This is a genomic window from Streptomyces sp. NPDC007907 (genome assembly GCF_042959365.1).
Classification (GTDB): Bacteria; Actinomycetota; Actinomycetes; order Streptomycetales; family Streptomycetaceae; genus Streptomyces; species Streptomyces indiaensis.
The window spans coordinates 721503-734467 of record NZ_JBIBKR010000004.1 but is presented as its reverse complement, the minus strand read 5'-3'; the positions used below and the strand labels follow the sequence as shown (position 1 = coordinate 734467).

Annotated in this window: 15 protein-coding genes; 10 read left to right on the top strand and 5 right to left on the bottom strand. The window is 69.4% G+C overall.

The annotated features are described in order from the left end of the window. Positions 1 to 12 precede the first annotated feature (12 nt). From mmsA to ACFZDI_RS19575, 4 genes are all read left to right on the top strand, one after another. Positions 13 to 1563: a multiple monosaccharide ABC transporter ATP-binding protein gene (gene mmsA, locus ACFZDI_RS19590; protein WP_391252002.1), complete on the top strand. Its 1551-nt coding sequence runs from the start codon at positions 13 to 15 to the stop codon at positions 1561 to 1563. After that, positions 1560 to 2804 (top strand): multiple monosaccharide ABC transporter permease, encoded by a 1245-nt coding sequence (mmsB, locus tag ACFZDI_RS19585; RefSeq protein WP_234845232.1) that lies wholly within the window; start codon positions 1560 to 1562, stop codon positions 2802 to 2804. Before mmsA ends, mmsB begins: the two co-directional genes overlap by 4 nt. 57 nt (positions 2805 to 2861) lie before the next feature. Further along, a complete protein-coding gene (locus ACFZDI_RS19580; RefSeq protein ID WP_391251999.1) occupies positions 2862 to 4010 on the top strand; it encodes a galactose-1-epimerase in 1149 nt (382 codons plus the stop codon). A 171-nt stretch (positions 4011 to 4181) separates the two neighbouring features. Next, a complete protein-coding gene (locus ACFZDI_RS19575; RefSeq protein WP_391251997.1) occupies positions 4182 to 6020 on the top strand; it encodes an aminotransferase class I/II-fold pyridoxal phosphate-dependent enzyme in 1839 nt (612 codons plus the stop codon). A gap of 354 nt (positions 6021 to 6374) precedes the next feature. On the opposite strand, the gene ACFZDI_RS19570 is transcribed toward ACFZDI_RS19575, so the two are convergent. Further along, complete coding sequence (locus tag ACFZDI_RS19570) at positions 6375 to 6788, bottom strand: IS5 family transposase (RefSeq protein WP_391251995.1); 414 nt, start codon at positions 6786 to 6788, stop codon at positions 6375 to 6377. 124 nt (positions 6789 to 6912) lie between these two features. Between ACFZDI_RS19570 and ACFZDI_RS19565 the strand changes: the two genes are divergently transcribed. Continuing rightward, positions 6913 to 7314: a hypothetical protein gene (locus ACFZDI_RS19565; RefSeq protein WP_391251993.1), complete on the top strand. Its 402-nt coding sequence runs from the start codon at positions 6913 to 6915 to the stop codon at positions 7312 to 7314. A gap of 1 nt (position 7315) precedes the next feature. Continuing rightward, positions 7316 to 7621 (top strand): transcriptional regulator, encoded by a 306-nt coding sequence (locus tag ACFZDI_RS19560; RefSeq protein WP_356447924.1) that lies wholly within the window; start codon positions 7316 to 7318, stop codon positions 7619 to 7621. A gap of 107 nt (positions 7622 to 7728) precedes the next feature. Here the strand turns inward: ACFZDI_RS19560 and ACFZDI_RS19555 are convergent, their stop codons facing one another. After that, the gene (locus ACFZDI_RS19555) at positions 7729 to 8301 is read right to left on the bottom strand and encodes a hypothetical protein (RefSeq protein WP_391251990.1); all 573 of its coding nucleotides are present in this window, start codon (positions 8299 to 8301) and stop codon (positions 7729 to 7731) included. Positions 8302 to 8704: 403 nt separating this feature from the next. Here ACFZDI_RS19555 and ACFZDI_RS19550 point away from each other — a divergent pair, with 403 nt between their 5' ends. Beyond that, positions 8705 to 8908: a DUF397 domain-containing protein gene (locus tag ACFZDI_RS19550; protein ID WP_391251988.1), complete on the top strand. Its 204-nt coding sequence runs from the start codon at positions 8705 to 8707 to the stop codon at positions 8906 to 8908. Between the two features lie 88 nt (positions 8909 to 8996). Beyond that, a complete protein-coding gene (locus ACFZDI_RS19545) occupies positions 8997 to 9776 on the top strand; it encodes an intradiol ring-cleavage dioxygenase (RefSeq protein WP_391251986.1) in 780 nt (259 codons plus the stop codon). Between the two features lie 60 nt (positions 9777 to 9836). On the opposite strand, the gene ACFZDI_RS19540 is transcribed toward ACFZDI_RS19545, so the two are convergent. Next, entirely contained in the window at positions 9837 to 10385 is a 549-nt protein-coding gene (locus tag ACFZDI_RS19540; RefSeq protein WP_391251984.1) for a YciI family protein, read from the bottom strand. A 62-nt stretch (positions 10386 to 10447) separates the two neighbouring features. On the opposite strand from ACFZDI_RS19540, the gene ACFZDI_RS19535 reads away from it, so the two are divergent. Together ACFZDI_RS19535 and ACFZDI_RS19530 are read left to right on the top strand one after the other, a co-directional pair. Then, positions 10448 to 11224, top strand: coding sequence for an alpha/beta fold hydrolase (locus ACFZDI_RS19535; protein WP_234848917.1), 777 nt, complete (start codon positions 10448 to 10450; stop codon positions 11222 to 11224). A gap of 27 nt (positions 11225 to 11251) precedes the next feature. Beyond that, on the top strand, positions 11252 to 11380 hold the full coding sequence (locus ACFZDI_RS19530; RefSeq protein WP_268839519.1) for a hypothetical protein: 129 nt from the start codon (positions 11252 to 11254) through the stop codon (positions 11378 to 11380). A 51-nt stretch (positions 11381 to 11431) separates the two neighbouring features. Here the strand turns inward: ACFZDI_RS19530 and ACFZDI_RS19525 are convergent, their stop codons facing one another. Next, the gene (locus tag ACFZDI_RS19525; RefSeq protein ID WP_391251981.1) at positions 11432 to 12088 is read right to left on the bottom strand and encodes a DUF4360 domain-containing protein; all 657 of its coding nucleotides are present in this window, start codon (positions 12086 to 12088) and stop codon (positions 11432 to 11434) included. 308 nt (positions 12089 to 12396) lie between these two features. Then, the gene (locus ACFZDI_RS19520; protein ID WP_234848908.1) at positions 12397 to 12855 is read right to left on the bottom strand and encodes an Rrf2 family transcriptional regulator; all 459 of its coding nucleotides are present in this window, start codon (positions 12853 to 12855) and stop codon (positions 12397 to 12399) included. Positions 12856 to 12965 lie beyond the last annotated feature (110 nt).

Sequence of the window (12965 nt, the reverse complement as noted above, 5' to 3'; positions counted from 1 at the left end):
GAAGGCACGACCATGGCGGGACCCGTCCTGGAAATGCGCTCGATCGTCAAGACCTTTCCCGGCGTCAAGGCGCTGTCGAACGTCACACTGACCGTCCGCCAGGGCGAGGTCCACGCCATCTGCGGGGAGAACGGCGCCGGCAAGTCGACCCTGATGAAGGTCCTCTCCGGCGTCCACCCGCACGGCACGTACGAGGGCGACATCCTCTTCGAGGGAGAGGTCTGCCAGTTCAAGGACATCCGGGCCAGCGAAGAGCGCGGCATCGTGATCATCCACCAGGAACTGGCCCTGGTGCCCTACCTCTCCCTCGCCGAGAACATCTTCCTCGGCAACGAGCACGCCACCCGGGGGATCATCAGCTGGACCGAGACCCTGCGGCACGCCACCGAACTACTGCGCCGGGTGGGGCTCGGCGACCACCCCGACACCCGCGTCGCCGACATCGGCGTGGGCAAGCAGCAGCTCGTGGAGATCGCGAAGGCCCTGTCGAAGAGGGTGAAGCTGCTCATCCTGGATGAGCCGACCGCCGCCCTGAACGACGAGGACAGCGGCAAACTCCTCGACCTGATCCTGGAGTTGAAGAAGCAGGGCATCACCTCGATCATCATCTCCCACAAGCTCAACGAGATCCGCAAGGTCGCCGACTCGGTGACGATCCTGCGCGACGGCCGGACCATCGAGACCCTCGACGTGAAGGCCGCGGAGACCACCGAGGACCGGATCATCAGCGGCATGGTCGGCCGGGACCTGGAGAACCGCTTCCCGGAGCGGTCGCCGCACGAGCCCGAGGAGGGCGCGGCTCCGGCCCTGGAGATCCGCGGCTGGACCGTGCACCACCCGATCGACCAGCAGCGCAAGGTGTGCGACGACGTGTCGCTGCACGTGCAGCGCGGGGAGATCGTCGGAATCGCCGGTCTGATGGGCGCCGGCCGCACCGAACTCGCGATGAGCGTCTTCGGGCGGACCTACGGCCGGTACGCGGCCGGCACGGTCCTCAAGGACGGCACGGAGATCCGCACCAAGACCGTCCCCGAAGCGGTCAAGCACGGCATCGCGTACGTCACCGAGGACCGCAAGCACTTCGGCCTCAACCTCATCGACACCATCAACCGGAACATCTCGCTGAGCGCCCTGGGCAAGGTCGCGAGGCGCGGTGTGGTTGACGAGCACGAGGAGCGGCAGGTCGCCGAGGGCTTCCGCAAGTCCATGAACATCAAGGCGCCGACGGTGTTCGAACCGGTGGGCAAGCTCTCCGGCGGAAACCAGCAGAAGGTCGTCCTCAGCAAGTGGATCTTCTCGGGTCCGGACGTGCTGATCCTGGACGAGCCGACGCGCGGTATCGACGTCGGCGCCAAGTACGAGATCTACACGGTCATCGACCAGCTGGCCGCCCAGGGCAAGGCGGTCGTCTTCATCTCCTCCGAGCTGCCCGAGCTGCTCGGCATGTGCGACCGCATCTACACGATGGCCGCGGGGCGGCTGACGGGTGAGTTCTCGCGGGCCGAGGCCTCCCAGGAATCGCTGATGCGTCAGATGACGAAGGACAAAGAGGTAACCCGATGAGCACGGACGTGACCGCCAAGAGCCCGGCCCCCGCGCCGCCGGGCAAGAGCGGAGGGGCCGCGGGCGACGGCCTGTTGCAGCTGGTGCTGGACGGCATGCGCCGCAACATGCGGCAGTACGGCATGCTGATCGCGCTGGGCCTGATCGTGGTCCTGTTCGCCGTCTGGACCGACGGCGACCTGCTGCTCCCGCGCAACGTCTCCAACCTGGTGCTGCAGAACAGCTACATCCTGATCCTGGCCATCGGCATGATGCTGGTCATCATCGCCGGCCACATCGACCTCTCGGTCGGCTCCCTGACCGCGTTCGTCGGGTCGATGGCCGCGGTGTTCATGGTCAAACAGGATCTGCCCTGGCCCCTCGCCGTGGTGCTGTGCCTGGCCGTGGGCGCGGTCGCCGGTGCCGTACAGGGGTTCTTCATCGCGTACGGCGGCATACCGTCGTTCATCGTGACCCTGGCGGGCATGCTGATCTTCCGCGGACTGACGGAGATCTTCCTGGAGGGCCAGACCCTCGGCCCGTTCCCGGACGGGCTGCAAAAGGTCGCCAACGGGTTCCTGCCCGAGGTCGGACCGAACACGAACTACCACAACCTCACCCTGCTGCTGGGCTTCGCGATGATCGCCTTCGTGATCTTCCAGGAGGTCCGTGACCGCAAGCGGCAGCAGGAGTTCGACCTGGACGTCCCGCCCACCAAGCTGTTCCTGCTGAAGCTGGTAGCCATCGGCGCCGCGGTGCTGACGCTCACGCTGCTGCTCGCCAGCTACAAGGGCGCCCCGATCGTGCTGCTCATCCTCGGCGTGCTGCTCGTCGGCTTCGGCTACGTCATGCGCAACGCCATCATCGGCCGCCACATCTACGCCATCGGCGGCAACCTCCCGGCGGCCAAGCTGTCGGGTGTGAAGGACAAGAAGGTCACCTTCCTGGTCTTCCTGAACATGGGCATGCTCGCGGCCCTGGCGGGTCTGGTCTTCGCCGCCCGCTTCAACGCGGCCTCTCCCAAGGCCGGCCTCAACTTCGAGCTGGAGGCGATCGCGGCCTCGTTCATCGGCGGCGCGTCGATGAGCGGCGGTGTCGGCACCGTGCTCGGCGCGATCATCGGTGGCCTGGTCCTGGGCGTGCTGAACAACGGTATGAACCTCGTCGGCATCGGCACCGACTGGCAGCAGGTCATCAAGGGCCTGGTGCTGCTGGCGGCGGTCGGGTTCGACGTGTGGAACAAGCGCAAGGTCGGTTCGTAAGTCAGATCGGGGCCCCGCCGGAAGGCGGGGCCCTCTCCTTATACGGGAGCCGCACACATGGAACTGAACAGACGCACGGTCATCGCGGGAGCGGCGGCAGCGGGCATGGCCGCCACCACGCTCGGCGGCACGGCGCACGCCACAGGAGGCAGGAAGCCGGTGAAGACGCTCTTCGGCAAACTCGCCGACGGCACGAAGGTCTACAGCTGGTCACTGGAGAACGGCGGCACCCGCCTGAAGGTCCTCTCCTACGGCGGCATCGTCCAGTCCCTGGAGATACCCGACCGCCGCGGCCGCTACGCCAACGTCTCCGCGGGCTTCGACAACCTCGAGGACTACGTCGCCAAGAGCCCGTACTTCGGCGCCCTGATCGGCCGCTACGGCAACCGCATCGGCAAGGGAAAGTTCACCCTGGACGGCAAGGACCACCAGCTGTCCGTCAACGACGGTGAGCAGAGCCTGCACGGCGGCGCCAAGGGCTTCGACAAGCGCGTGTGGGACGTCGAGCCGTTCACCAAGGGCGCCGACGTCGGCCTGCACCTGTACTACACGTCCGTCGACGGCGAGATGGGCTACCCGGGCACGCTCAAGACCAAGGTGACGTACACGCTCACCCGGCACGGCGACTGGCGCATCGACTACGAGGCCACCACCGACAAGGCCACCGTCGTCAACCTGACCAGCCACGTGTACTGGAACCTGGCCGGTGAGGGCAGCGGCACCATCGAGGACCACGAGCTTCAGATCGCCGCCTCCCGCTACACACCCACCGACGCGGGCCTGATCCCCACCGGCGAGCTGGCCAAGGTCGCGGGCACGCCCTTCGACTTCGGCCGGGCCAAGCCGATCGGCCGGGACATCCGCACCTCGCACCCGCAGCTGGTGACCGCCAAGGGCTTCGACCACAACTGGGTCCTCGACAAGGGCATCACCGCCCGGCCCGAGCACGTCGCCACCCTGCGCGACCCGGCCTCCGGCCGCAGCCTGAAGATCGCCACGAACGAGCCGGGCCTGCAGTTCTACTCCGGCAACTTCCTCGACGGCACCCTGACCGGCCCGTCCGGCCGCACCTACCGGCAGGGCGACGCGCTGTGCCTGGAGACGCAGCACTTCCCGGACTCGCCGAACAAGCCGAAGTTCCCCTCGACGGTGCTGCGACCTGGGCAGACGTACCGGACGACGACGATCCACACGTTCGGCTGCTGAGACCGCCGACAGACCTTCACGGTTCGGGCACATGTTCCGACCGTTCTCCCGACGGTTGAACAGTGTGACCGTGGTCTCCGTATGAAGGGGCGGCCCGCGCTCCCCCGCGCGGGCCGCCCTTAAACGTCGGGCCCGTCCGTCCCCAACGGGTCCGCCCCATACGGAGGTTCCATGGCCGACAACGTCACGTCGCTGTTCCGCAGTACCGCGGCACACAGCCCGTCGATGGCGGCTCTGACACGTGAGGGCGGCGAGGGAGCCGGCCCCGTGGACTTCTGTATCCCCTGCAACCCGTACTTCCCGACCCCGGCCATGTTCGAGGACATGGCGGGCCGGCTGCGCGACATCATCACGTACTACCCGAGCAGCGCCGACACCATCACGGCCGAGCTGTGCAGCCTGCTCCAGCTCCCGCCGCAGTGCGTGGCCATGGGCAACGGCTCGACCGAGCTCATCACCTGGATCGACCACCTGCTGGTCCGCGAGTCCCTCGCCGTGCCCGTCCCCACCTTCGGCCGCTGGACCGACCAGCCCATGGAGACCGGCAAGCGGGTCGACATGTTCCCGCTCCAGGAGTCCAGCGGCTTCGCCCTCGACCTCGCCCAGTACGCCGAGTTCATCCGGGCCCGCGGCACCCGCGTCGCCGTGATCTGCAACCCCAACAACCCCGACGGCGGCTTCCTGCACAAGCACGCCATCGTGCAGTTCATGGACGCCATGGCCGATCTCGACCTGGTCGTCATCGACGAGTCGTTCCTGGAGTTCGCGGACGCCGAGGCCGAGCCGTCCGTCGTCCAGGAGGCGATGCTGCGGCCCAACGTGGTCGTGCTGCGCAGCCTCGGCAAGAACTTCGGCCTGCACGGCATCCGCTTCGGCTACCTCGTCGCCAACCCGGCGCTCGCGGGCCGCATCCGCTCGATGCTGCCGAAGTGGAACCTCAACTCCTTCGCCGAGCACGTCGTCTTCATGCTGAAGGAACACGGCGCCGAGTACGCGCAGAGCCTCCAGCAGGTGCGCCGCGACCGGCTCGACATGGCCGGCCAGCTGTCCTCCCTGCCCGGGCTGACGGTCTACCCGTCGCAGGGCAACTTCCTCTTCGTGCGCCTTCCCGTGGGCGCCGAAGGCACCGTGGTCCGGGACCGCATGCTCACCGAGCACCGGATCCTGGTCCGCGAATGCGGCAACAAGATCGGTTCGTCCAGCCGCTTCCTGCGTCTCGTGGTGCGCCCCCAGGTGGACGTGCGTCGCCTGGTGTCCGGCCTGGAACAGGTGCTCTACGGGACGTCCAGGAGGGGAGCCGCCGTACCCGAGCTGAGCAATGGGACCAGCTACAGCTCGGGTACGGCGGCCGTGGACCGGCTGGTGAGCGAGACGAACGGGTCGGGCGTACGGGGGCTCGCGGCGCAGGCCATGGGGTCGGTCCCGGCGGCTGCCGCGAGCACCGGGACGGGGGGCCAGGGGTTCACCGCCGCGCCGGCGCCCGCGCCCGCCGCCGCGAGTGCCGGCGCCGTCGGCGGACCGGGACCGGCCCCCGCCCCGACCCCCGCTCCGGCCACCGGCATCGGCATGCCGCTCCCCGCCGCCGCGTCCGCCGTACCGGCGGGTGCGGGCGGCGGGATGCCGATGCCGGCCGCGGCACAGATGCCGCAGCCGCAGATCCCCCAGCAGGTGCCGCAGCCCGCGCCCCAGCCGATGCCCGCCCCGGCACCGCCCCTGGCCCCCGCGGCCCAGGCCCCCGCCCCGCCCCTGGCTCCCGCGGCCCAAGCCCCCGCCCCGCCCCTGGCTCCCGCGGCCCAAGCCCCGGCGCCGGTCCCTGCTCCGGCGCCGGCTCCCGCGCCGTCGCCCATGGCGGCCCCGTTCACCGGGCCCACGCCGCCCGGTGTCCCGGCCCGCGGCGGCCTGACGGCGGCGCAGGTACGGGGTACGAACGGGCTGACTCCGGCGCCGGCCACGGGGTGGCCTGCGGCGCAGAGCTGGCCGAACGCGGCGGGGATGGGCCAGGCCGGGTAGTACGGCGGGTGCGGGCAGGGGGTGGCCGGTCGCGCCGTTCCCGGCACCCCCGAGCAGCGAACCCGCGCGGCGGATCGACGTGCACGATGCGCGGCATCAGGCCGGTGCCGGCTCCCACGGCTGACGGTTGTCGGTGATCCGCACGTGCGTGCGCACCCCGGGGCGGGGGCCCCGCCCCGGGGGCTGTCGCCGTCGTGCGGGAATCAGCCGGTGGGGAGCCCCAGCCCGTAGTACGTCACGTGATAGCCGTCCACGTACTCGGCCTCGCCGCCGAGGATCAGATCGGTCGGTTCGCTCACCCCCGCCGCCCTGGCCGTCGCCACGAGCATCTCGGCGAGGGCGCGGCCCTCGGGTTCACCGGGGCCACCCGCGTCGACCCGCCAGACCGGATCGTCGTCGCTCCAGACCGAGGCCGTGCGCGGGTGCTTGGCGACGGTGCCCCAGCCGGTGCTGGTGAACGCGGACGATGGTGGAATCGATCTGGACCAGCCAGTCGATGTCGCCGGCCGCGTCCGCCCGGGCCTGGATCTGCCGCAGGGCCCGGGTGAACACGCCGTCCAGGGCGTAGCGGCGGAAGCGGGTGTAGACCGTCATCCACGGCCCGTAACGTTCCGGCAGGTCACGCCAGGAGATCCCGGTCCGGATCTTGTAGACCATCCCGTTGATGACCTGCCGGTCCTCCACGCGAGGCCGCCCTGTCGCGGTCCGGGGTATCAGCGGAGCGAGTAACTCCCAATTCCGGTCAGTGAGTTCATGACGACGTACCACAACACCATGATCCACCACCCGGATGATCTTTGAAGACGGATCCTAGTTGCAGTTTTGGAAACCACATGCGTAAGCTGAAGGCACAGCGACTGACCACCGCGAAAGGCCGAACATGGGGGACAACGTGAACTCCGCAGAGCAACTGCGTGCCGTAGAGGACGCCCCGAACCTCACACAGGCCGCCACCACCGGCGAGCGTGCCCTGGGTGCCCTGTCGGCCCTGATGCTCTTCGCCGTGCTTGCCGCAGCAGCCGCCATCGAGATCCCCGTAGGCGTGGGCTGCGTCGTTCTGCTGCTCGCCCTGGTTCTCGTGATGCGCTGGCGCTGGTTCCACCTGCGGGCACCCAGCCGGAGGCCGCACTCCAAGGTGGAGGAATGGACCTCCTTCCTCGTCCCGGTTTCCCTGGCGATTCCCGCACTGGGGCTGCTGTGGAACAACCCCGTGGAACTTGCGGGGGCCCTGGTGGCCGCGGCCGTACCGACCGCCGTGTTCACCGGTTATCTCGCACTGCGGTGGAGGCGCTGACATGACCCCTCAGCCGCGGACGCGTCTGACGACGGTGATGCACTCCCCCACACGTCTCGCCATTCTGGGGGTCCTGAGACATGTCCAGCAGATCAATTTCGCCGATCTGCAGAATTCCCTGGAACTCTCCACTCCTGAACTCTCCCGGCAATTGGGCATCTTGGAGAAAGAGAACCTCGTCGAGATCGCCAAGTTCCGCGAGCGGCGGCATGCGGTGACCCGGGTCCGCCTCTCGCCCGCAGGCCGCAAACAATTCGAGGAGTACCTGGACGAACTGCGCAAGGTCGTCCAGGCGGACCTCGAGTAGCGGGACGCGCGAATGCCGGCGCGGAGACGGGGCGGGCCAGAACAGCCCGCCCCGTTGCTCCCGTCCAGTCGCACAACTCCCTCAGAGTTTGTGGACCTGCGCGGTCGTCACGCCCAAGGGGTGGCACACCAGATGCCACTGGCAGCGAGGGTGGCAGCGAGCCCCACGACCCCGCCCTTGACGGCGATCTTGAGCCCCCGCTTGGCTGCTTCCTTGGTGATCAGCCGGGCAGCGTCGGACCACTTCTTCTCCGACAGCTTGTTCATGATGGCGGACGTCGCACCGCCGAGACCACCCAGGCCCACAGCCTTCAGCAGGCACTTGCCGTAGCTGTCCTTGCTCGCCGCGGCCGCCCGCGGTCCGGACGACGCCTTGGACTTGGCCGCACCCGCACGCTGCTCCGCGATCTGGGCTTCCACCGCGTCGGCGAATTCCTTGCCGAACTTGGCCTCGGCGGCAGCACGGTCGAACGTGCCGTCGGCTGCGCTCAGTTCGCCACCGTAGATGGCCTCCAGGTATCGCGCCAGCTCGTCGATCTGCTGCTGGGAGAGCTCCTCAGCGGACACCGAGGTGGCGGCCGGCGCCTCAGGGGCGGCGTGTGCCGAGCTGACACCGCTGAAGGTGACGGCAGCCGCGCACACAAGAGACACCAGCGCCGCACGGCGGCGGAAGGTCCTCACAACTAACTCCTTGGTCAGAGAAGAAAGACAGGGGTTACTGCCCCATCAATTCACCGGGACCGCGCGCACGTTGGTCGTTCGTGCCGGTGTTCCCCCGCGCGGCCCGGACGAAGATCACTTAATCATGACGGTAATGTCAGGCCAAAGCCAGAAAGGCCAAGCTGAAGAAGATCTGAGGTTCACTCAGCTTCGGTCAACATTCAAATAGCGATCCGTGCAGGCGATTTACCCAACGGCCTCGCTCTCTCGCCTCTGCCCCTCCGCTTTCAGACCGCTGGCAGCCGCTGCGGTGCTGCGGCATGACGCTCCGCTCCTGCCCGAGTCACAGAGCGCCTTGGAGCCGTCCTCGTCCTGTCCTGTCGCAGCCGTTCCAGAGCCTGTTGCAGCGGATGCGAGGAAACCTATGACCACCGTCGAACTGGCCTGGTTCAAGTCCAGCTACAGCAGCAGTGGCGACGGCGATTGCGTCGAGGTGGCCGTAGCCATATGCCCCGATGCCGTCCACATCCGGGACTCAAAGAACAAGCAGGGCCCCCAGCTCCGCCTCTCCCCCACCGCCTGGTCCGCCTTCCTCACGCACGCCGGCAGTAACTGTCGGGGCCTCTGAAGTACCTGTCTCATCAGATACTTGACGCCGTTCCACTTTGCCGAACTCACAGCTCACGGACAGAATGCATCCCTACTCTGCCGTGTCCATGACAGACACCTCGAAGAAACGCCCCGACATCCCCATCGGCCGACGTACCGTCCTCCTCGCCACCGGCGCCACCGCCGCCACACTGGCCGTCGGAGCCGCCGTCCCCTCCGCCGACCAGGGCTCCCGGGAGGCCGGTGCCACCGGCCCGGTCGCCGCCGCAGCCGTCTGCACCCTCACCAAGGAGCTGACCGAGGGCCCCTACTACCTCGACGGGCAGTACGTCCGCTCCGACATCCGCGAGGACAAGACGGGCATCCCCCTGAAGCTGACGCTGACGGTCGTCGACGACGACACGTGCGCCCCGCTGAAGAACGCCCTGGTGGAGGTCTGGCACGCCGACGCGCTCGGCGAGTACTCCGGCTTCGTGGGCAGCAACGGCCACAACGAACCGGACAACGGCACGTTCCTGCGCGGCGGCGTCCTCACCGACGCGCGGGGCGTCGCGGCGATCACGACGGTCTACCCCGGCTGGTACCGGGGGCGCTGCGTGCACATCCACATCAAGGTCCACACGGACGTGACCCTGACCCCCGACGGCTCCTTCACCGGCGGCCGGGAACTGCACACCGGCCAGCTCTTCTTCGCCGAGACGATGACGACCCGGGTCGCTGCACTCTCGACGTACAAGGTCAACACCGTCCCGCGCACCACCCTGGCCCAGGACTCGATCTACGACGACGGGGGCGCGGCCTCGGGCCTCCTCACCCTCACCCCGCTCGGCAGCACGACGTCCGCCGGCTACGCGGGCACGCTGACCCTGGGCGTGGAACAGGGCTGACGCCGGGCGCACCCGGCGCGTACCGCGGGGGCCGCTCGGCCACCGGGCGGCCCCCTTCCCTCACCGTCGCCCGCCGAACTCCCAGTCGTGCACCTCGATGTCGGCGTACCGCTCGCGGGTCAGCACGGCCCGCGCCGCCTCCGCGTCCGGTGCCCTCAGCAGCGCCGCCGTACCCAGCCACACCGCGCCGTCGTCGGACCACAGCGGTCCGTACGCGATCAGTTCGTCACGGCAGGGCGGTACGTCGAGGTCGGCGGCTGGACCGTCGCCGAGGCCGAGTACGAGGAAGCGGTGCCCTCCCGTACGGCCGCCGGGGAAGTCCCACATGGTGCGGTCCAGGAGGTTGCGCCACCGGCGCAGCAGGACGTCCCGGTACACCCCGGCCTGGTGGTTGGGCTCGTCGAAGGCGAACGCGCGGGCGGCTGCGGGATCCGGCAGGTCGACGATGTGCACGCTGCCGGTGGGGGTCTCCCCGTCCGCGGCGAAGGTCGGGCCGCGGGCTATCAGCTCGGCCTCGTAGCGGTCCATGTAGGCCCAGTGGGCTTCCCCCAGTTCCTCGCGCAACGGGAGGGACCCGGGCCGGTCCCGGTGATAGCAGAAGAACTCCATGCCGGGAGGCTACTGTTGACGGTCCCCCTCCACCGATGTCACGCCCGCAGGAGATGCCGACCGTGCGCAGCGCCGCCGTAACGCCCGAGGGCGACCGAATACGCTGGGTCGAACTGCCGGGGCAGGAGCCGTCGCGCGTGTACGTGCACGGGCTGGGTGCCACGTCACCGGCCTACTTCACGGAGGTCGCGGTCGACCCGAGGCTGTCCGGCCGCCGCTCGCTGCTGGTCGACCTGCTGGGCCACGGCATCAGCGACCGCCCCGCGCGTTTCGACTACACGCTGGAGTCCCACGCCGACGCGCTCGCCGGCGCCCTGACGGCGGCGGGTGTCTCGGCGGCCGAGCTGATCGCCCACAGCATGGGCGGCTCGGTGGCCATCGTCCTGGCGGCCCGCCACCCGCACCTGGTCTCCCGCCTGGTGCTGATCGACGCCAACCTCGATCCGATCCCGCGCACGCCCGGATCCCAGGGCAGCAGTGGCATCGCCGCCTACTCCGAGGAGGAGTTCGTGGCGGGCGGCGGCTGGGCTGAGGTCCGCGACCGGGTGGGGGCCCACTGGTGGTCCACGATGCGCCTGGCCGGCCGCGAGGCCCTGCACCGCAGCGCGTTCCACCTCACCCGCGGCACGGTCCCGGTGATGCGCGAACTCCTGCTCGAGCTGACGATTCCCCGCACGTTCCTGCTCCCGGAGTCCGACGGCCCGCTCCCGGGCGCCGACGCCCTCACCGAGGCCGGAGTGTCCGTCGTCGCGATCCCCGACTGCGGCCACAACGTCATGCTGGACAACCCGGAGGCCTTCGTGCAGGCCACGGCCGCGGCACTGGCGCCGCAGGACTGACGCGTCCTCGTCGGCGGGCTCGTCCGGGTGGGAGTCTCGGGGTACTTCACGAACGACATCGACCGCGAGGGCGGGCACGTACCGGTGCTGGCCCTCGTCGCCTTCGTGCTGCTCGGCACGGCACCGGCAGGGGCGGGCCCGGCCCGCCGCGACTGAGGCTGCCGGGGGCGGCCCGCCGGGCTGGAAGGCCGCCCCCCGTTCACACCATCACGACTTCTTCGGGGGGCACTGCTTCCACGCCAGGTGGTACACCGTGCTGATGTCCCCATCCGTCGAGTCCATCGTCATGAAGCTGACCTTGTTGGCCGACTGGGTGCCGGCGTTGACCCGGAGTTCGGTGTTGATGTTGAAGTTCCGCTGGACTCCGCAGGGCGCGTAGACCAGTTGGGCCCAGTCCGTCTCGTCGGTCGCCTGCCAGTTGTCGTTGTAGGGGCCGCTGAAGGGATGGTTCCTGTACACCGTGCTGGGCGAGCCCTGGAAGTAGTACGAGGCCCGCTGGGAGCCGCTCGCACCGGGCTGGAGGGAGGCGAAGCCCCGGTAGTCGGCGCTCGCGATGGCGTAGGTGAATCCGCCGGGGACGTGGACGATCAGGCTGAGCTGGCAGTTCCTCCGGAACGCGGTCGGGTCGGAGCCGCCGCCGGCCTGGGCGAGGTAGTCGCTGTAGGTCACCGTGAACGCCGTGTTGTCCTCGGAGACGGCGACCGCGGCCGTGCCCTGCGGGCAGCCGGAGCCGTTCACCGTGGCGACCTTGATGACGATCTTGTCCGGGGGCGGGTCGTCGAACCCGGAGGACGCGGATTGCGCGGGAAGTGCGCTGGTGAGCAGCGCGGCGATCGCGCCGCTCAGGAGCAGGCCACCGGCCATGGTTCTCCCATCCGTACGTGGGGGGTGGAACAGGTGATAGACATGGGCATGTCAAATCGACAGCGCATGCGCCCCCGGTCTGTGACCGTTCCATGAAGGAGCTGTGAAGGCCGGGAGCGGTCGCATCGTACGCAGGGCGGCAGGAGCGGACCAGGTAGCTCTCCGGCCATTCACACTGGCGGGAATTCACCCGGGCTCCGGTGGGCGCATAGGGTGCGTTGCACCAAGGCGTCAGACCGGGGACATCCCGAGGACATCCCGAGGACGGAATGAGGATCACGCACCGCGCCGCGCACGGCCGCCGCCCCTCAGGGGTTCTCCCAGGCCGCCGGTTCCGCCGCCAGCCGTTCCACCGGCTCGGGCAGCGCCCCGGCCGCGAGGTCGGCGACCGTCACGCCCTCCAGGATCCGGCGCACGTTGGCCCGCAGGGCGATCCACAGCGGCAGCAGCGGCTCGGCGGTGCCGGAGTAGGCGAGGCCGGTCGGCCGCTCGCCACGCACCGAGACGATCGGCCCGTCCACGGCGCGGATCACGTCCGCGACGGTGATCTGCGAGGCCTCCCGGGCCAGCCGGTAGCCGCCGCCCCCACCGCGCCGGCTGTCGACGACACCGCCCCGGCGCAGATCGCCGAGGATGCCCTCCAGGAACTTGTGGGGGATGTCCTGCGCGGTCGCGACGGCCTCCGCCTTGACCGACCCCTCCCCCTGCCGGACGGCCAGCTCCACGACCGCTCGTACCGCGTAGTCCGCACGTGCCGAGATCCTCATAGGACCATTGTCGCCGTCACCCTGTAGACATTGAGCACACGCACCGCGCACCACAGCGAGCACACCCACCCCGTACGACAAGCACACGCACCGCGCACGTATCGCAAGGC